This window comes from Frateuria flava, assembly GCF_017837635.1.
Classification (GTDB): Bacteria; Pseudomonadota; Gammaproteobacteria; order Xanthomonadales; family Rhodanobacteraceae; genus Frateuria_A; species Frateuria_A flava.
Genome location: NZ_JAGJRS010000034.1, coordinates 1 through 17891 on the forward strand (window position 1 = coordinate 1; position 17891 = coordinate 17891).

Below are 17891 nucleotides of genomic sequence, written 5' to 3' on the forward strand. Positions count from 1 at the left end.
GCAGAAGCGCTCGCTCGAAGTTGGATCTCTCACGGTACAGAGTGCTCATTGTTCCGGGGCCTAACGCCTGAGTTAAGCGGCGGCGCAGCCGTCCGCTTGGACGAGGAGTTAGACGGTTGCGACGCAGCATGCTCGGGCGACAGTGTTGGCGCACGACGAACGCGAAGCTTGAGCAACCAACCACCCCAAAACTGCCAGCTCTGAAAGCTCAGGCTTGCGACGACACTGCGCGAAATGCTGCGGCGGCGACGGACGACAAGCCAGCGCGAAGCTGAGCGAAACACACGATACGACAAACCAACACGAGCTGCCGACTAACTCAAAGTAGATTTCGATTCGCGGTGTAATCTCGCAGCCTAACGGGTGCTCGCCTACGTGCCGCGCGGTTCCTTACCCACATCCATCAATGCCTTGCCCGTCTTCTTGCGGCCTAATCCGGCAGCCTAATCTGGCAGCCTTTGCCGGAGTGGACTGATGGCATCCTTTCACGGGGTGGACGGCGTCGCAAGCGTGGAATCTGGGCGACAACCACGGTTGCTGGAGCAGGTGCGTGCACGGATCCGGCGTCTGGGATTGGCTCGAAGGACCGAAGAGGCCTACGTCGGATGGATCCGCCGGTTCATCCTGGCGAACGACAAGCGGCATCCCTCGGACATGGGGGCGCCGGAGGTCGAGCGATTCCTGACTCGGCTGGCGGTGGACGGCAGCGTTTCTGCGTCGACCCAGAATCAGGCGTTATCCGCCTTGCTGTTTCTCTACAAGCAGGTGCTTGGGGTGGAACTGCCTTGGCTGGATGGCATCGAGCGGGCGAAGAAACCGCAGCGACTCCCGGTCGTTCTCACGCGCCCGGAGGTGGCGGCGTTGTTGGACGAGCTCACGGGCACGCCCTGGCTGATGGCTGGTCTGCTGTATGGCGCGGGGTTGCGACTCATGGAGTGCGTCCGCTTGCGAGTGAAGGACGTGGACTTTGGCAAGGGCGAACTGGTCGTGAGGCAGGGCAAGGGCGGCAAGGATCGTCGCACCGTGCTGCCTGCCGGCCTGGTCGATCCGCTGCAGGCGCAATTGGAGGAAGCCCGGCGCATTCACCAGCGTGACCTGCAGGCGGGATTCGGCCGGGTATGGCTGCCCGATGCGCTGGCGCGCAAGTATCCGCGGGCTGCCGCCGAGTGGGGTTGGCAGTACGTGTTCCCGGCGTCGGTGCGCAGTCACGATCCGCGCGACGGTCAGGAGCGGCGGCATCACCTGGACGAATCGCGCCTGCAACGGGCGGTCAAGCAGGCGCGGGTGCGGGCGGGGCTGGCCAAGCCGGCTACCTGCCATACGCTTCGGCATTCGTTTGCCACGCATCTGCTGGAGGATGGGTATGACCTGCGCACGATCCAGGAGTTGCTGGGGCATGCCGATGTATCGACCACCCAGATCTACACGCATGTGCTCAATCGAGGCGGGCGCGGAGTCGTCAGTCCCTTGGATCGCGGATAGGCTCGGGAGGCCGCGAGCCCCGACCTCTCACCCCAGCCCTCTCCCCGGAGGGAAGAGGGCTGGGGTGCGTCAGGCAGGGCGGCGGGCGCCGAGCTGGACGAGGACTTCCTGGGCGGAGCGGATGCGCTCGGCGGCGCCGGGCAGGTCGAGGGTGATCTTCAGCTTGTCCTGGCCGTCGAGTTTGTAGACGCGCGGCTGGCTTTGGATCAGGCGGATGATGGCCATCGGCTCGATCTCGGGCTTGTCGCGGAAGGTGATGCGCCCGCCGTTGGCGCCCAGATCGAGCTTGCGGATGCCCAGCGGGGTGGCCATCAGCTTCAGGCTGGACAGCGCGAACAGCGTCTTGGTCGGTTCGGGCAGCAGGCCGAAGCGGTCGATCATTTCCACCTGCAGGTCACGCAGGTGGTCCTCGTTCTTCGCGCTGGCGATGCGCTTGTAGAGGGTCAGCCGGGTGTGCACGTCGGGCAGGTAGTCGTCCGGGATCAGCGCGGGCAGGTGCAGTTCGACTTCCGTCTCGTGCTCGGAGGAGAGGTCGAAGTCAGGTACTTTTCCGCTTCGCAACGCGCGCACGGCGCGGTCGAGGAGCTCGGTGTAGAGGCCGAAGCCGATCTCCTGGATCTGGCCGGATTGTTCCTCGCCGAGCAGTTCGCCGGCGCCGCGGATTTCCAGGTCGTGGGTCGCCAGGGTGAAGCCGGCGCCCAGCTCTTCCAGCGAGGCGAGTGCTTCCAGCCGCTTTTCCGCGTCCGCCGTGATCGCCTTGCGATCGGGCACGATCAGATAGGCGTAGGCGCGATGGTGCGAGCGCCCGACGCGGCCGCGCAGCTGGTGCAGCTGGGCCAGGCCAAAGCGGTCGGCGCGGTCGATGATGATGGTGTTGGCGGTCGGGATGTCGATGCCCGTTTCGATGATGGTGGTGCACACCAGCACGTTGAAGCGCTGCCGGTGGAAGTCGGCCATCACGCGTTCGAGCTCGCGCTCGGGCATCTGGCCGTGGGCGATGCCGATGCGCGCCTCGGGGATGAGTGCTTCCAGCTCGCGCGCGGTGCGCTCGATCGAGTCGACCTCGTTATGAAGGAAATACACCTGGCCGCCGCGCGAGAGCTCGCGCTGGAAGGCCTCGCGGATGGTGGCCGGATCCCACGTGCTGATGAACGTGCGCACGGCCATGCGGTGCGCCGGCGGCGTGGTGATGAGCGACAGGTCGCGCAGGCCGGCCATCGCCATGTTGAGCGTGCGCGGGATCGGCGTGGCGGTCATGGTGAGCAGGTCGACCTCGGCGCGCAGCTTCTTGAGCTGTTCTTTCTGGCGCACGCCGAAGCGCTGCTCCTCGTCGACGATGACCAGGCCCAGGTTCTTGAACTTGATGTCCGGCTGCAGCAGCTTGTGGGTGCCGACGATGACGTCGATCTGGCCGTCCGCCAGACGCTTGAGCGCCTCGGTGACCTCCTTGGACGACTTGAAGCGCGAGAGCACGTCGACCTTCACCGGCCAATCGGCGAAGCGGTCGGCGAAGTTGCGGTAATGCTGCTGGGCGAGCAGGGTGGTGGGGACCAGCACTGCCACCTGCTTGCCGGCGGTGGCCGCGGCAAAGGCGGCGCGCAGGGCCACTTCGGTCTTGCCGAAGCCGACGTCGCCGCAGATCACGCGGTCCATCGCACGCGGCGCGGCCAGGTCCTGCAGCACGGCGTCGATGGCCTGCTCCTGGTCGGGCGTTTCCTCGAACGGGAAGGTGGTGCCGAATTCCTCGACCATGCCGCGGTCGATGTTGATCGACTCGCCGCCGCGCGCCTCGCGCTGGGCGTAGATGGCCAGCAGCTCGGCGGCGACGTCGCGCACCTTCTCGGCGGCTTTCTTGCGCGCGCGTTCCCATGCGTCGCCACCGAGCGAGTGCAGCGGCGCCAGCTCCGGCGCGGTGCCGGAGTAGCGGCTGACCAGCCCCAGTTGCGCCACCGGGACGTAGAGCTTGTCGCCCTTGGCGTACTCGATGACCAGGAACTCGCCTTCCATGCCGCCCAGTTCCATCGACACCAGGCCCTGGTAGCGGCCCACGCCGTGGTCGACGTGCACGATCGGCGCGCCAACGGAAAGTTCGGTGAGGTCGCGGATGATCGCGTCGGGGTCGCGTGCGGCGCCGCGGCGGCGCTTGCGGTCGGTGCGCACGCGCTCGCCGTAGAGTTCGCGCTCGGTGAGCACGGTGAGCGTGGGCTGCTTGAGGGCGAAGCCTTGTTCGAGCGGGGCGACCGTGATGGCCAGGCGCGTTGCGCCGGTCGTGAGGAAGCCGTTCCAGCCGTCGACCGTGTCGGGTTTGAGGCCGGCGGCGGCCAGCGTTTCGGCCAGCGCTTCGCGGCGGCCGGCCGAGTCCGCGGCGATCAGCACGCGGCCGGGATAGCTTTCCAGGAAATGGCGCAGCGAGGTGCCCGGCTCCTCGCCCTTGCGGGTGAGCGGCACGTCAGGCGCGGGCAAGGTGCCCGAGTCAACCGCGTGTTCGTGGCCGGAGGGGACCACTTCCACGCGCAGGCGGCGGTTGAGCTGCTCGCGCAATTGCTCGGGCGAGAGATACAGCTCGGGCGGCGGCAGCACCGGGCGCTCGATGTCGTGCGCGCGCTGGTCGTAGCGCTCGGCGGTGCTGGCCCAGAACTGGTCGGAGGCCTCGCCGGCGCCTTCGCCCAGGACGAACAGCGCACCCTCGCCCAGGTAATCGAACAGCGTGGCGGTCTGCTTGAAGAACAGCGGCAGGTAGTACTCGATGCCGCCGGGCGTCACGCCTTCCTTCATGTCCTGGTAGAGCGGGCAGCGGCGGATGTCGATCGGGAAGCGCTCGCGCAACGTGGTGCGGAAATCCTTCGCCGCCTCCTCGGTGAGCGGGAACTCGCGCGCGGGCAAAAGTTCCACCTTGTCCACCGGCTGCTGCGAGCGCTGGGTTTCCGGGTCGAAGCTGCGGATCGAGTCGACCTCGTCGTCGAACAGTTCGACGCGGTAGGGCTCGGCGGTGCCCATCGGAAAGATGTCGATCAGCGCGCCGCGCACGGCGTAGTCGCCCGGCTCGGCCACCTGGGGCACGTGGCGGTAGCCGGCCGCTTCCAGGCGCCGCTGCTCGGCGGCAAGGTCCAGCTTCTGTCCCTTGGACACGACCAGGCCGGAGCCGGTGATGTGCGAGCGCGGCGCGATGCGCTGCATCAGCGTCGCCACCGGCACCACCAGCACGCCGCGGGTAACCGCCGGCAGGCGATAGAGCGTGGCGATGCGCTGGGAGACGATCTCCGGATGCGGGCTGAAGACGTCGTAGGGCAGCGTTTCCCAGTCGGGGAAGTGCAGCACCGGCAGGTCACCGGCGAACAGGCGCAGTTCGTCCTCCAGTGCCGTGGCGCGCTGGGTGTCGCGCGTGACGGCCACCAGCAGGCCGTCGTGGTCACGCGCGGCTTCGGCGAGCAGCAGGGCGCGCGAGGAACCGTGCGGCGGGGTCCAGAAGCGGCGCTGCTTCGGCTGGGTGGGGAGGGGCGGGTGGGGAATCTGGGGCATCGGGGTCGCTTGTCGCGCGGCGTCTGGCGGCGCGGGGAAAGCGGAGGAGTTTAGCGCGGTAGGCGTGAGCGCTCCGGGCGGGGCCATTCGCCCATCGGGCGGCTACCTCTGTGCAACGGGGGAGGCGCCCTTGCGATGAACGTTCACCCCTGGCGAGGGATGCCGGTCCATCGCGGTCCTCGCGCACGATCCTTACCCGCTTGCGGGGGAAGGTGCCGGTAGGGCGGATCAGGAAAGGCGCGCCTCAGCGGCCCGTTACAGGCGCAGCGTGATCTGCGCCACGCCCGGTTCGTCCGGAACCATGCGCGAGGTGAAGCCCAGTTCGCTGCATAGCCGCAGCATCGGGCGGTTTTCCACCAGGACGTAGCCCCACAGCTCGGCCAGGCCGCGCTCGCGGCACGTGGCGACCAAGCGGTGCATCAGCTCGGCGCCCAGCCCCAGGCGCGTCCATTCGCGTTCGACCAGTACCGAGAACTCCGCGGTGTCCGTCGCCGCGTCGATGAACACGCGGCCGACGCCGCGCAGTTCCGCCGGCGACACGTTGTCGTCGACCAGCACGAACGCCGCTTCGGTGTCCGGATCGATGTGGCACAACCGGCGCGCCATCGGTTCGGGAAGCTCAGTCAGCGTGTGCAGGAAGCGACGGCGGATGTCCTCGGCCGGCAGGCGCGTGAAGCAGCGGCGCAATGCGGCGACGTCGCCCGGCTCGATCGGACGCAGGTGCAGCACGCGGCCGTCGCGCGTGACGACAGGCTCGCCGGTGGCCGGCAGGGCCTCGGCGCGGGCGAAACGCTGGCTGGCAGGCGGGGGCAGCGGGGTGCTGCGGGTAGGGCTGGCGAAGTCGATGGCGGGTTGGATATTCATGTCCATACTGTAGCGTATTTTTGCGCTGCAGCATGTCCTGCGGCAGCGTCCGGGAGGCGCTGTTATGGGCCAATGGGTGCGCAGCCGGCGTGAACAGGCAGGCGGGTGCCTGGCTGCGGCTTGCGGCGTTGCGGCAGCGGTGCGGGCGGCGCCTGTGCGCGATCGCGAGGGGTTTGATGCCGTCGCGGGTCGCGCACAGGGTGCGCTCCTACAGGGGCCGGGCGGTAGGTGCGCCGGTGGTCGTCAAAGGGCTTCGGAGGCGAAGTCGGCAAGCCGCGAGCGCTCGCCACGCCGAAGCGTGATGTGCGCCGAGTGCTCCCAGTTCTTGAAGCGGTCCACGGCGTAGGTCAGGCCCGAGGTGGTCTCGGTGAGGTAGGGCGTGTCGATCTGTTCGACGTTGCCCAGGCAGACGATCTTGGTGCCGGGGCCGGCGCGGGTGATCAGCGTCTTCATCTGCTTGGGCGTGAGGTTCTGCGCCTCGTCGATGATCAGGTAGCGCGACAGGAAGGTGCGCCCGCGCATGAAGTTGAGCGAGCGGATCTTGATGCGCGAGGCGAGCAGGTCGTTGGTCGCCTGGCGACCCCACGATCCGCCTTCCTCGGGATTGGCGAGCACCTCCAGGTTGTCGGTGAGCGCCCCCATCCACGGCGTCATCTTTTCTTCCTCGGTGCCGGGCAGGAAGCCGATGTCCTCGCCGACCGAGACCGTGGCGCGGGTCATGATGATCTCGCGGTACCGCTGTTGATCCATGACCTGCGCCAGGCCGGCGGCAAGCGCCAGCAGGGTCTTGCCGGTGCCGGCTGTGCCGAGCAGGGTGACGAAGTCGACGTCCGGATCCATCAGCACGTTGAGCGCGAAGTTCTGCTCGCGGTTGCGCGCGGCGATCCCCCAGACGCTGTGATTGGGGTGGCTGTGGTCGTCCAGCAACACCAGCGTGGCGAGCTGCTCGTCGACCTGCAGCACGCGCAGTTCCACGCTGTTGTCGCCGGGCAGGAACAGGCACTGGTTGGGATGCCAGTCCTCGCCTTCGCCACGGTCGACCTTGTAGAAGGTGCGGCCGCGCTCGGACCAGGACTGCACTTCCGGGTGGCGGTCCCAGAAATCCTCGGGCAGCCCGGTCGAGCCGGTGTAGAGCAGCGCGAAGTCGTCGAGCGCGCGGTCGTTCTCGTAGTCCTCCGCATCGATGCCGTAGATCTTGGCCTTGATGCGCAGGTTGATGTCCTTGGTGACCAGGATCACCGAGCGATCCGGGTTCTGGTCGCGCAGCTCGATCACCGCCGCGAGGATCAGGTTGTCTGCCTTGCCGTGCCCGTTGGTGGCGCGCTGCTGGAAGTACAGCTTGCCCACCGCCTGGCCGCGCTTGAGGCTCACGCCCTGGGGGTTGGACAGGTCCAGCCCGTTGCTGATGCCGTGCCCGTTGCCGCGCTCGATCAATTCGTTGATGAAGCGACTGACCTGGCGGCCGTTGCGCGAAACTTCCGATCCACCCTTTTTCTTTTCGTCCAGCTCCTCCAGCACCGTCATGGGAATGAACACGTCGTGTTCCTCGAAACGGAACAGCGAGGTGGGGTCGTGCAGCAGCACATTGGTGTCGAGTGCGTAGATACGCTTGCTTCCGGTCATGCGGAAGGGGCCTCGCTTGTGGTCGGACCAAAGAAAAGCGGCCTGGACCGAAGGGTCGCAGGCCGCCGGATGGCACGGTTGGGCACCGTGCAAGGGGAATGCTCGAAGGTGTGGAGGGGATTCACTTGGCGGGAATGGCGTCCAGTACGGCCTGGGCATGGCCCGGGACTTTCACGCCACGCCATTCCTGCGCGAGATGGCCCTTGGGATCGATCAGGAACGTGCTGCGCACGATGCCCAGATGGGTCTTGCCGTAGAGCATCTTCTCGTGGATCACGTCGAACGCCTTGCACCAGGTCTCATCGGTGTCGGCGATCAGCGGGAAGGGCAGGGCCTGCTTGTCGGCGAAGTTGGCATGGGAGGTCACCGAATCACGCGAGACGCCGACGATTTCCGCGTTGCGTTTCCTGAAGTCGTCGTAGAGGTCGCGGAAGTCCTGCGCCTCGGTGGTGCAACCGGGAGTGGAATCCTTCGGGTAGAAGTAGATCACCACCCAGCGGCCTTTGAGTTCGGAAAGTTCCAGCTCGGTGTCGTCGCCGGTGGTGCCGATCAGTGGGGGAATCGGTTTGCCGATTTCGGGCATGGGGTCTCCGCGAGGTCGGTCGAAGAAAAGGCGCACCGCGCGCCCTTGGGGCGAAGACTAGCGCGCCCGTGGCGGCATGCAACAGGGTTGTCGAAGAAGCCGTCTCGCGCGATGCTTCGCGCTTCCCGCGGCGACACGGTTGCGCGAGATCGCGCGGGTCCCACCCCGAGGCGGCGTGCAGTTTTCGTAGGGTGGGCTTCAGCCCACCGGCGCTCCGCGAAACGTTGAAATGGTGGGCTGAAGCCCACCCTACGCGCGATCGTCGCGGTTGCGCAGACTGCTCGACGCAAGCGAGCTACCGGCCAACCTAGAACTTGACCGGGTCCATGATCGCGTCGAGGTTGAGCCCGTCGCAGAGCTCCAGGAAATCGTCGCGCAAGGTGGCGAGATGGATCTGGGACGGGATGCCGATGGTGATCTGCGCCTGGAACATCTGCGCGCCGGTCTGCATGGCCTGGTAGCGCATCGAGCTCAGCTGCTCGACGCGGATGTCGTGGCGGCTGAAGAATTCCACCACCTTCACCAGGATGCCGGGGCGGTCGGCCGCCACCACTTCAACCAGGTAGGGCAGCAGCGATGCGTTCTGCTCGCGCGGGCCGGTACGGTAGTGCGACAGGCGCAGTTCCTCGTCGCGACCGAGCTTGGCCAGTGCGGTTTCCAGCTTCGCGATGGCGTCCCATGCACCTGCGGCGAGCATCAACACCGAGGTGTCGTTGCCGATCGTGGACACGCGCGAGTCGGCCAGGCTGCAGCCGGCGTCGGCGATGCGCTTGGTCAGCGTGAGCAGTGGCGCGCGCGATGCCGGGGTGAGCGTATGGATCAACAGCTGGTTGTCGTTGCCGGCGCGCGCGGAGGGACGGTTCAAGAGAGGTTACCTGTCAGGGGTTTTCCGCCATGCGGAACCCGATCAGCTTAGCTCAGGACATGGCAGAACATGCAGGGGCGCCAGATGGCTCGCAGGCTGTCCCTTCCCCTGCGCACGGGCCGCCGGTACCATCCGCTGCTTGCCTTCAAGCCGGGATCGCGTCTTGGACATTCGTGGAAGCATCTGCGCACTGGCGACACCGTTTGCCGCCGATGGCTCGATCGATCTGGCGGCCTTCGGGCGGCTGCTCGACTACCAGCTCGCCGGGGGCACCCAGGCGCTGGTGGTGGCCGGATCGACCGGCGAGGCGCACATGCTCCAGCACGACGAGTTCGACCGCTTGCTGGCCTTCGCCGTCGAGCGGGTTGCCGGCCGCGTGCCGGTCATCGCCGGCACCGGTGAGGCGGCCACTGCAAGCACCGTGGCGCAGACGCGCCGGGCCGCCGCGCTGGGGGCCGACGCGGCGCTGGTGGTCACACCCTATTACGTGCGTCCCACCCAGGAAGGGTTGCGCCGGCATTTCCTGGAAGTGGCCGAGCGCGGCGGCCTGCCGGTGCTGCTTTACAACGTGCCTACGCGTACTGGCTGCGACCTGTTGCCGGAAACCGTGGCGCAGCTGCGCGACCATCCAGCCATTGTAGGCATCAAGGAAGCGGTCGCCAGCGACGAGCGCATCCACGCGCTTGCGGAACTTGCGCGCGCGGATTTCGTCTACCTGTCGGGCGACGACGGCACGGCGGGCAAGGCCATGCTGGCCGGCGCGGCCGGTACCGTTTCGGTGGTGGTCAATCTGGTGCCGCAGGCGTTCCGTGCGCTTTGCGATGCGGCCACGACGGGCGACCGCGAGGCAACCGGGCGCGCGCACGACCGGCTCGATCCGCTGGTGCAGGCGCTCAATTGCGCGCCCAATCCGATCGCGGTGAAGGCCATGCTGCCGGCGCTCGGGTTTGGCTCCGCGCGGCCACGGCTGCCGCTGGTCGAGCTGGCCGACGGTGCGGACCGCCGACGCCTGCACGAAGCGCTGTCCGCTCTGGCATCCTTGGTGGCCGCCGCCTGATCTGCCGGCTGCCGCTTGATCCCTCTACGGAAAAACATTCCATGAAGAAAAGTTCGCTCGTCGTCACCCTGCCGGCCCTGGTCCTGAGCGGCCTGCTGCTTTCCGGTTGCGGCATGCTCCGCTCGCACAAGGCCTGGGAGACGGCGCGTCAGGAATCGCCACTGGAAATCCCGCCGGGCCTGGATACGCCGCCGGCAAGCGATGCCCTGGTGATCCCGCCGCAGGGCGCGAACAATCCGACCTCCGCGGGCGTCACCGCTGACGTCGGTGGCGTCGGCGGCACGATCGCCGACGGCTTCGTGATGCCCGACAGTGCCGACAACGCCTATCGCCGGGTCGGCGAGGTGCTGGGTAGCGTGGGGCAGGTCACCGCGAAGGACGATGCCTCGCACACGTACACGGTGAACGTGACCGCCGGTCCGGCCAAGAAGCGTGGCTTTTTCAGCCGCCTGTTCCATCGCAACGGCAAGGGTGACGCCGCCACGGCCGGCAAGGCCTCCCGCCAGGTTCAGGTGAGCGTCACCGCCAGCGGTGGCAACGCCAGCGAAGTGCGCGCGCAGGGGCAGGCCGCCGCTGTGGCGAAGGTGGTCGATACGTTGAAGGCGAAGCTCGGCGGTTGATTCCGGTCGTACAGCGACACCGAAACGCCGCCCTCGGGCGGCGTTTTGCGTTTGGGGACGTGAGGCAAACCCCCGCCCCCAAGACGTCGGCACTACGCGCCTGCGCTCAGCGAGCGAGTGCTTCGGCTTCAAGACTGCGTGCCTACGCTCGGGCGAGCCGGACCGGAGCCTCGCGCAACGGACTTTGGATTTCGGCGCTGCACGACCCCGCGGCGGGCGGGACAGGCGGTCGCGCCTGGCAGATTCACGTTGCGCGGGATCCGAGGGCGACGTCGAAGCGCCCCGGCGGCACCAACAAAAACGCCGCCCTGAGGCGGCGTCACGTGAACGGGCAGTTGGCTCAGCGTTCCAGCAGCTTGAGCTTGTCCGGCTTGCCCTCCCATTCCTTGGCGTCGGGCAGACCGTCCTTGCGCTCGGTGATCACCGGCCAGTCGCGCGACAGCTCGGCATTGATCGCCACGAACTGCTCCTGCCCGGCCGGCACGTCGTCCTCCGGGTAGATCGCATTGATCGGACACTCCGGCTCGCACAGGGTGCAGTCGATGCACTCGTCCGGATTGATCACCAGGAAATTCGGGCCTTCGTGGAAGGCATCGACCGGACAGACCTCGACGCAATCGGTGTACTTGCACTTGATGCAGTTGTCGGTAACGACAAAGGTCATGGGCGGCTTCGCGTCGGCTGTGGAGAACTGCGCCTGCCGGCCCTGCACGAAAACGACGGCCGGAGCGCTGCTCCTTATGAAGAGTGCGGCCATGGACGGCCGCTTCTAGTGTAGCCGACAGCCAACGACCATGGGGTCAGCGAGGCCTTTCCAGACAGCGGCAATCATGGACGATTGCAAAAGCAAATGGCGCTCCCTACGAGGTTCGAACTCGTGTTCCCGCCTTGAGAGGGCGGTGTCCTAGGCCACTAGACGAAGGGAGCGCAGAGCTGCGAGGCGCGCTAGTATAGCGGAATTGTTTCGCCCGGCAATGCCTCGTGAAGAGTTCTTCGCGCGCCGTCCGGAACAGCCGCGCCGGCCCCCGAAGCCGCCGCGCGGACGGACCGCAGCGCGTTGCGCGGCGATTTGTGTATCGGCGCCGTGCGCCGCCAAGGACCCAGACCGCTTGAACCCAGAAGCAAGGACTTCCGTCACGCCCGTGCCCGCGATCGTTCCCCGCGAGCAGCACGTGATTTCCCGCAAGAACATCAGCAAGGCCGCGTTGCGCGTGCTCTACAGGTTGCACGACGCCGGCTATGACGCTTTCCTGGTTGGCGGCGCCGTGCGCGACCTGCTGCTGGGTGGCCATCCGAAGGATTTCGACGTGGCCACCAATGCCACGCCGGACGAGGTAAAGAAACTCTTCCGCAACTGCCGCCTGATCGGTCGCCGGTTCCGCCTGGCGCACGTGGTGTTCGGGCCGGAAATCATCGAAGTGGCCACCTTTCGCGGCACCGGCGAGGACGATGCCTCCGAAGGCGATCGCCACATCGTCGACGGCCTGATCGTGCGCGACAACGTGTGGGGCTCGATCGAGGAGGACGCGGTGCGCCGCGACTTCCGCGTCAACGCGCTGTACTACGACATCAGCGACTTCTCGGTGCGCGACTACGTCGGCGGCATGCAGGATCTGCAGAACCGCGTGCTGGACCTGATCGGCGACCCGGCCACGCGTTACCGCGAGGACCCGGTGCGCATGCTGCGCGCCGCGAGGTTGGCGGCCAAGCTCGGTTTCACCATCGATCCGAAGGCGTCCGCGCCGTTCGAGGAGCTGGGCCCGCTGCTGTGCGACGCGGCGCCGGCGCGCCTGTTCGACGAGTCGCTCAAGATGTTCCTGGCCGGCAACGGCTTGAAGAGCTTCCGCATGCTGGAAAAGTGCGGCCTGCTGAAATTCCTGTTTCCGGCCACCGCACGCGCGCTCAAGCGGGGCGATGAGGCGCTGCGTTCGCTGATCGAGCAGGGCCTGGCGAACACCGACCAGCGCATTGCCGAAGGCAAGTCGGTGACACCGGCGTTCCTGTTCGCGGTGTTGCTGTGGGGCGAAGTGCGCGACCTTGCGCACGCCTGGATGGCCAAGGGCGCCGATGACAGTGAAGCCTGGTCGCGTGCCGCCGCGCAGGTGGTTGGCGAGCAGTGCCAGCGTGTGGCGATCCCGCGCCGTTTCACCCTCACCATGGAAGAGATCTGGTCGCTGCAGCCGCGCTTCGAGCAGATCCACCGCAAGCGCGTGTTCAGGCTGATGGCGCACCCGCGCTTCCGGGCTGCGTTCGACTTCCTGCTGTTGCGTGCGCCCGAATCGCCCGCGCTGCGGGAACTGGGCCAATGGTGGGCGCACGCGCAGCAGTTGCCGCAGGACATGCTGGCGGCGGCGTTGCCGGCCGGCACGGGTACGCCTGCCGGTGTGCCCGGGACGGCGCCGCGCAAGCGTCGGCGGCGCAAGCCGTCGGGCAAGTCGGGCTCGGCCTGATCCGACGCGCATGACGCGGGCCTTCATCGCGCTCGGCGGCAACCTGGGCGACACGCACGCCACCTTGCGCAAGGCGCTCGATGCGCTGGATGCGCTGCCGCGCACGCGCCTGGTGGCGCACTCGCGTTTCTACCGTACACCGCCGTGGGGGCTGCACGAGCAACCCGCATTCCTCAACGCCGCAGCGGAGCTGGACACGGGACTGGCGCCGCACGCGCTGCTCGATGCCCTGCTTGAGATCGAACGCGGCGCCGGCCGCGTGCGCGATGGCGAGCGTTGGGGGCCGCGTACGCTGGACCTGGACCTGTTGTACATGGGCGGCGTGGTGCTCGACGACGAGCGTCTGACCCTGCCGCATCCCCGGATCGCCGAACGGGCCTTCGTGCTGCTGCCGTTGGCCGATCTGGCGCCCGACCTGGAATTGCCCGGGCAGGGCAGGGTGGACGCATTGCTGGCCGCCGTCGACGCGTCCGGCTGCACGGTCGACCCATAGGATGGCCTGGATCCCGTCCTTTCACAGGGGAAAGCCCTCCTGCGGGATTGGAACGGCCCTGCTGGCCGGCTGAAGCACCATCCTGCCGTTTCCGGTGCCCGTGCTTGGCCTGCCGGGCCGGGGGCCGGATAATCGCCTGCTCGCCCACCCCCAAGGAACTGCCGTGTACGTGGACAACGCCAGCGTTCCCGCTCGCAAGCCGGTGACCGTGCCGGGCCTGCGCGCGATGAAGGCGCAGGGACGCAGGATCGTGATGCTGACCGCCTACGACGCCAGTTTCGCCTGGCAGATCGAAGCTGCGGGCGTGGACGTGGCGCTGGTCGGCGATTCGCTGGGCATGGTGGTGCAGGGGCACCGCAGTACGTTGCCGGTGACGCTCGATGAGATCGCCTATCACACCCGTGCGGTGGCGCGTGGCTTGCAGTCCACCCTGTTGATTGCCGACCTGCCGTTCATGGCCGACCGCGACGTGGCGCATACGCTGGAAGCCGCCGCACGTCTGGTTGGCGAGGCCGGCGCGGCAGCGGTAAAGATCGAAGGTGCGGCGCCGCATATCCTCGATGCCATCGCCACGCTTGGCGCGCGCGCCGTTCCGGTGTGCGCGCACCTGGGCCTGACGCCACAGTCGGTGCACAAGTTCGGTGGCTTCCGCATCCAGGGACGCGAGCAGGAGGCCGCCGACCGCGTGCTCGCCGAGGCACTCGCCGTGCAATCGGCCGGCGCCGACCTGCTGGTGCTGGAAGGCGTGCCCAGCGCGCTGGGTGAGCGGATCACCCGCGCCGTGGAGATTCCGGTCATCGGCATCGGCGCCGGTCCGCACTGCGACGGCCAGGTGCTGGTGATCTACGACATGCTCGGCATCACGCCGGGCAAGCGACCCAAGTTCAGCAAGGATTTCCTCGCCGGCCGCAATTCTGTGGCCGACGCCATCGCGGCCTTCGCGGCAGATGTGCGCAGCGGCGCCTTTCCGGCGCCGGAACACTGCTTCGATTGATCCTTTCGGGAGCGCACGCCATGCAGACAGTGCAAGACGCCGCCGGTTTGCGCGCGACCATCCGCGGCTGGCGGGGCCAGAGCCAGACCGTGGGCTTCGTGCCCACCATGGGCAACCTGCACGAGGGTCACCATTCGCTGATCAAGCTGGCGCGGGCCCGTGCCGATCGCGTGGTGGCAAGCGTGTTCGTCAACCCGACCCAGTTCGGCCCCGGCGAGGATTTCGAGCGCTACCCGCGCACCCTGGCGCAGGACCAGGCCGGCCTGGCCGAGATCGAGTGCGACCTGCTGTTTGCGCCGGACGTGGCCACCATCTACCCGTTTGGTGCGGAACAAAGCGTGCGCGTGCACGTAACCGGCATCACCGACACCCTGGAAGGGGCGCACCGGCCTGGCCATTTCGATGGCGTGGCCACGGTCGTGTGCAAGCTGTTCAACCTGGTGCAACCGGACGTGGCCGTGTTCGGCCAGAAGGATTTCCAGCAGCTGAAGGTGATCGAACGGATGGTGCGCGACCTGGCGTTGCCGCTGAAGGTGGTGGGCGCGTCCACGTTGCGTGCGGATGACGGCCTGGCGCTCAGCTCGCGCAACCAGTACCTGTCCGCGGACGAGCGCGCGCTGGCACCGCAGATCCACCAGACCCTGCTGAAAATGCGCGAGCTGCTGGAGAAGGGCCACGCGCGCAAGGTGATCGAGCAGGTCGCCGCCTCGACGCTGGAGCGTGCGGGGTTTGCTCCGGACTACGCGGTCATCCGTCGCGCCGAGGATCTTTCCGAACCGGGCGACGACGAGCGGCAGGGCCTGGTGGCGCTCATCGCAGCGCGCCTCGGCAACACGCGGCTGATCGACAACCTGCCGTTCGATTGAGATGCGACGTCACGTGTAGGGGCGCTTGCGGGCGATGCTCTTCGCGTGGGCGAGACAAGCGGATCGCCCACAAGCGGGCTCCTACGTTACGGCTTACTCCTGCCGTTCCCACACCTGGCTGCGGCCGAGCAGAGCAAAGCCGATGTAGCCGTGCACGTCGAGCTTCTGGCCGCCGTCGAGCATGCTGAGCTTGACCTTGTAGGTCTTGCCGTTGTGCGGGTCGAGGATCTTGCCGCCGTCCCATTTGTCACCGTCGCGCGTGACGCCCCACATGATCACCATGCCTTCGACCGGCTTGTCCTTGCGCTCGCCTTCGCACTTGCGGCAGGTCGGGTTCGGGCCCTCGTCCGACTGCAGCACCTTGAGCACCCTGGCCTGCAGCTCACCGTTCTGTTCGGTGATTTCCACGATGGATTTGGCCTTGCCCGTTTGGTCGTCGATCGTTTTCCAGGTGCCGACCGGGGTGTCGTTGGCGGCGTAGACGGCGGCACTGCCGAACAGTAGGCCGGCGGCCAGCGCCAGACGGAACAGTTGCTTCATGGTTGCCCTCCTGTACGAAAGCGTACGGTGCGCAGACTGGCGAGCCGCCGCGGGGCCGTCAAGCTGCGTTGCGCAACGCCTGTCGGCTGACCTGCATCAGCCGGGGCAGGGCCCGCGGCTGGCATAATGGGCGGCCTGCGAATCCTAGAAGTTTTCCCATGAGCGAAGTGAACGAGGTGCGCGTGCGCCAGTTGCTGGTCGACCTGGTCGACCCCCATACCGGCGCACCCCTGGCCGATGCGGTGCGGGCGGTGGGCGTCGATGGTACGCGGGTGTCGGTGGACATCCAGCTGGGCTATCCGGCCGCCTCCGTGGCCGACGAGCTGGCCGCGCGCGTGCGCCACGCGCTGGAAGCCGACCCGGCGATCGACGCGGCCAGCGTGTCGATCGCCAGTCGCATCCACCCGCACAAGGTTCAGGGCGTGCTGGCGCCACTGGCGAACATCAAGAACATCATCGTGGTCGCCTCCGGCAAGGGCGGCGTGGGCAAATCGACGGTGTCGGCGAACCTCGCGCTGGCGCTCAAGGCCGAGGGCGCGCGAGTCGGCGTGCTGGACGCGGACATCTATGGCCCCAGCCAGCCGCGCATGCTCGGCATCGAAGGCAAGCCGCAGTCGCCCGACGGCAAGAGCATCACGCCGATGGAAGCCCATGGCTTGCAGGCGATGTCGATCGGCTTCCTGGTCGATCCGGAGACCCCGATGATCTGGCGTGGCCCGATGGTCACCCAGGCGATGATGCAGCTGCTCAACGACACCCGCTGGGACATGCTCGACTACCTGGTGATCGACCTTCCCCCCGGTACCGGCGACATCCAGCTCACGCTCTCGCAGAAGGTGCCGGTCGCCGGTGCGGTGATCGTCACCACGCCGCAGGACATCGCGCTGCTCGACGCGATCAAGGCGCTGAAGATGTTCGAGAAGGTCGAGGTGCCGGTACTGGGCCTGGTCGAGAACATGGCCACTCACGTGTGCTCCAACTGTGGTCATGAGGAGCACATCTTCGGTGCCGGGGGTGGCGCGCGCATGGCCGAGCAGTACGCCGTGCCGTACCTGGGCTCGCTGCCGCTGGACATCCGCATCCGGGAACAGGCCGACGGCGGCACGCCCACGGTCGCGGCCATGCCCGAGTCGGACCTCGCCGCACGCTATCGGGAGATCGCGCGCAACGCCGCCGGCCGGCTATCGCGCCAGCCGCGCAACAAATCGTTGGGGCTGGGCAAGATCGTGGTGCAGAACGCCCCTTCGGCATGAGCGCATCCCGGAGGCGGGTGCTGTGTCTTTCAGGGAGCCTGCGCCAGCGCTCCGCCAATACGGCCGCGTTGCAGGCGGCCCGGGGGCTCGCGCCCGCCGGCCTTGAACTGGTGCTCTACGACGGGCTTGCGGCCCTGCCACCCTTTAATCCGGACGTCGAACTTGCGGCCGTACCGCCTGCGGCGCGGGTCCTGCGCGAGGCGGTCGGGCACGCCGACGCGCTGCTGATCGCCTGCCCGGAATACGCCCATGGCGTCCCCGGGACCTTCAAGAACCTGCTGGACTGGCTGGTCGGCAGCCTGGAGTTTCCCGGCAAGCCGGTGGCGTTGATCAATACCTCCGGCCGCGGCTCCCATCATGCGCAGGAGGCGCTGGAGGAAATCCTGCGGACGATGTCGGCCCGCGTCCTGGGCGGCGCCTGTGGCACGGTGGCGTTGCCCGGCGCCGGTTGCAGTCATGACGACGTGCTCGCAAGTCCGCAGCGCTGCGCCGAGTTGCGCGCCTTGCTGGCTGCCCTGGAGCATGCGTTGGCCGCATACGTGCCGGCATAGGGTGGGCGTCGGCCCACCTCCCCGGTCAGGGGGCCGGGCGCGCTGAAGCCCTCCCTGCGAGTCGCGTGCCCATGGCCGGAGGTGGCGTCGGGCCTGTCCGACCGTGTATTTTTCCCGCTTTGCGCCCGGCA

16 protein-coding genes and 1 tRNA gene are annotated in these 17891 nt (G+C 67.6%); 9 read left to right on the forward strand and 8 right to left on the reverse strand.

Going from position 1 to position 17891, the window contains the following annotated elements; all coding sequences use genetic code 11:
- Positions 1-474: 474 nt before the first annotated feature.
- Positions 475-1482: an integron integrase gene (locus tag J7I44_RS14900; protein WP_209622597.1), complete on the forward strand. Its 1008-nt coding sequence runs from the start codon at positions 475-477 to the stop codon at positions 1480-1482.
- 69 nt (positions 1483-1551) lie between these two features.
- Here J7I44_RS14900 and mfd read toward each other — a convergent pair whose 3' ends face one another.
- The 5 genes from mfd to J7I44_RS14925 all read right to left on the reverse strand — a co-directional run bounded on the left by mfd (position 1552) and on the right by J7I44_RS14925 (position 8936).
- Positions 1552-5001 carry a transcription-repair coupling factor gene (gene mfd, locus J7I44_RS14905; protein WP_209622600.1) on the reverse strand — a complete coding sequence of 1150 codons (3450 nt, stop codon included), beginning with the start codon at positions 4999-5001 and terminating at the stop codon, positions 1552-1554.
- A gap of 255 nt (positions 5002-5256) precedes the next feature.
- On the reverse strand, positions 5257-5859 hold the full coding sequence (locus tag J7I44_RS14910; protein WP_342451998.1) for a GNAT family N-acetyltransferase: 603 nt from the start codon (positions 5857-5859) through the stop codon (positions 5257-5259).
- 249 nt (positions 5860-6108) lie between these two features.
- Positions 6109-7488 (reverse strand): PhoH family protein, encoded by a 1380-nt coding sequence (locus tag J7I44_RS14915; protein WP_209622607.1) that lies wholly within the window; start codon positions 7486-7488, stop codon positions 6109-6111.
- A gap of 121 nt (positions 7489-7609) precedes the next feature.
- Positions 7610-8071, reverse strand: a complete 462-nt coding sequence (locus tag J7I44_RS14920; RefSeq protein WP_209622610.1) for a peroxiredoxin — start codon at positions 8069-8071, stop codon at positions 7610-7612.
- Between the two features lie 307 nt (positions 8072-8378).
- Positions 8379-8936, reverse strand: a complete 558-nt coding sequence (locus tag J7I44_RS14925; RefSeq protein WP_209622613.1) for a glycine cleavage system transcriptional repressor — start codon at positions 8934-8936, stop codon at positions 8379-8381.
- A gap of 163 nt (positions 8937-9099) precedes the next feature.
- Here J7I44_RS14925 and dapA point away from each other — a divergent pair, with 163 nt between their 5' ends.
- Positions 9100-9993 carry a 4-hydroxy-tetrahydrodipicolinate synthase gene (gene dapA, locus J7I44_RS14930; protein ID WP_209622616.1) on the forward strand — a complete coding sequence of 298 codons (894 nt, stop codon included), beginning with the start codon at positions 9100-9102 and terminating at the stop codon, positions 9991-9993.
- Positions 9994-10034: 41 nt separating this feature from the next.
- A complete protein-coding gene (locus tag J7I44_RS14935) occupies positions 10035-10613 on the forward strand; it encodes a hypothetical protein (protein ID WP_209622619.1) in 579 nt (192 codons plus the stop codon).
- Between the two features lie 340 nt (positions 10614-10953).
- On the opposite strand, the gene fdxA is transcribed toward J7I44_RS14935, so the two are convergent.
- Both fdxA and J7I44_RS14945 read right to left on the reverse strand, forming a co-directional pair.
- Complete coding sequence (fdxA, locus tag J7I44_RS14940; protein WP_209622623.1) at positions 10954-11277, reverse strand: ferredoxin FdxA; 324 nt, start codon at positions 11275-11277, stop codon at positions 10954-10956.
- A 187-nt stretch (positions 11278-11464) separates the two neighbouring features.
- Positions 11465-11540, reverse strand: a tRNA-Glu gene (locus tag J7I44_RS14945).
- A 182-nt stretch (positions 11541-11722) separates the two neighbouring features.
- Between J7I44_RS14945 and pcnB the strand changes: the two genes are divergently transcribed.
- From pcnB to panC, 4 genes are all read left to right on the forward strand, one after another.
- Positions 11723-13063: a polynucleotide adenylyltransferase PcnB gene (pcnB, locus tag J7I44_RS14950; protein WP_245188223.1), complete on the forward strand. Its 1341-nt coding sequence runs from the start codon at positions 11723-11725 to the stop codon at positions 13061-13063.
- 10 nt (positions 13064-13073) lie between these two features.
- Positions 13074-13556 carry a 2-amino-4-hydroxy-6-hydroxymethyldihydropteridine diphosphokinase gene (gene folK, locus J7I44_RS14955; protein WP_209622632.1) on the forward strand — a complete coding sequence of 161 codons (483 nt, stop codon included), beginning with the start codon at positions 13074-13076 and terminating at the stop codon, positions 13554-13556.
- Positions 13557-13719: 163 nt separating this feature from the next.
- The gene (gene panB, locus J7I44_RS14960) at positions 13720-14550 is read left to right on the forward strand and encodes a 3-methyl-2-oxobutanoate hydroxymethyltransferase (RefSeq protein ID WP_342451993.1); all 831 of its coding nucleotides are present in this window, start codon (positions 13720-13722) and stop codon (positions 14548-14550) included.
- Between the two features lie 20 nt (positions 14551-14570).
- Positions 14571-15416 (forward strand): pantoate--beta-alanine ligase, encoded by an 846-nt coding sequence (panC, locus tag J7I44_RS14965; RefSeq protein WP_209622635.1) that lies wholly within the window; start codon positions 14571-14573, stop codon positions 15414-15416.
- A gap of 93 nt (positions 15417-15509) precedes the next feature.
- Here the strand turns inward: panC and J7I44_RS14970 are convergent, their stop codons facing one another.
- Positions 15510-15956, reverse strand: a complete 447-nt coding sequence (locus J7I44_RS14970) for a DUF2147 domain-containing protein (RefSeq protein ID WP_209622638.1) — start codon at positions 15954-15956, stop codon at positions 15510-15512.
- A 158-nt stretch (positions 15957-16114) separates the two neighbouring features.
- Between J7I44_RS14970 and apbC the strand changes: the two genes are divergently transcribed.
- Together apbC and J7I44_RS14980 are read left to right on the forward strand one after the other, a co-directional pair.
- Complete coding sequence (gene apbC / locus J7I44_RS14975) at positions 16115-17209, forward strand: iron-sulfur cluster carrier protein ApbC (protein WP_209622641.1); 1095 nt, start codon at positions 16115-16117, stop codon at positions 17207-17209.
- Complete coding sequence (locus J7I44_RS14980; protein ID WP_209622644.1) at positions 17206-17760, forward strand: NADPH-dependent FMN reductase; 555 nt, start codon at positions 17206-17208, stop codon at positions 17758-17760. Before apbC ends, J7I44_RS14980 begins: the two co-directional genes overlap by 4 nt.
- Positions 17761-17891: the final 131 nt, after the last annotated feature.

Bases quoted from the DNA above. Each gene is read 5' to 3' on its own strand.
- J7I44_RS14900 (WP_209622597.1), top strand. From the start codon at position 475: ATGGCATCCTTTCACGGGGTGGACGGCGTCGCAAGCGTGGAATCTGGG.
- mfd (WP_209622600.1), bottom strand. From the start codon at position 5,001: ATGCCCCAGATTCCCCACCCGCCCCTCCCCACCCAGCCGAAGCAGCGC.
- J7I44_RS14915 (WP_209622607.1), bottom strand. From the start codon at position 7,488: ATGACCGGAAGCAAGCGTATCTACGCACTCGACACCAATGTGCTGCTG.
- J7I44_RS14920 (WP_209622610.1), bottom strand. From the start codon at position 8,071: ATGCCCGAAATCGGCAAACCGATTCCCCCACTGATCGGCACCACCGGC.
- J7I44_RS14935 (WP_209622619.1), top strand. From the start codon at position 10,035: ATGAAGAAAAGTTCGCTCGTCGTCACCCTGCCGGCCCTGGTCCTGAGC.
- fdxA (WP_209622623.1), bottom strand. From the start codon at position 11,277: ATGACCTTTGTCGTTACCGACAACTGCATCAAGTGCAAGTACACCGAT.
- folK (WP_209622632.1), top strand. From the start codon at position 13,074: ATGACGCGGGCCTTCATCGCGCTCGGCGGCAACCTGGGCGACACGCAC.
- panC (WP_209622635.1), top strand. From the start codon at position 14,571: ATGCAGACAGTGCAAGACGCCGCCGGTTTGCGCGCGACCATCCGCGGC.
- J7I44_RS14970 (WP_209622638.1), bottom strand. From the start codon at position 15,956: ATGAAGCAACTGTTCCGTCTGGCGCTGGCCGCCGGCCTACTGTTCGGC.
- apbC (WP_209622641.1), top strand. From the start codon at position 16,115: ATGAGCGAAGTGAACGAGGTGCGCGTGCGCCAGTTGCTGGTCGACCTG.
- J7I44_RS14980 (WP_209622644.1), top strand. From the start codon at position 17,206: ATGAGCGCATCCCGGAGGCGGGTGCTGTGTCTTTCAGGGAGCCTGCGC.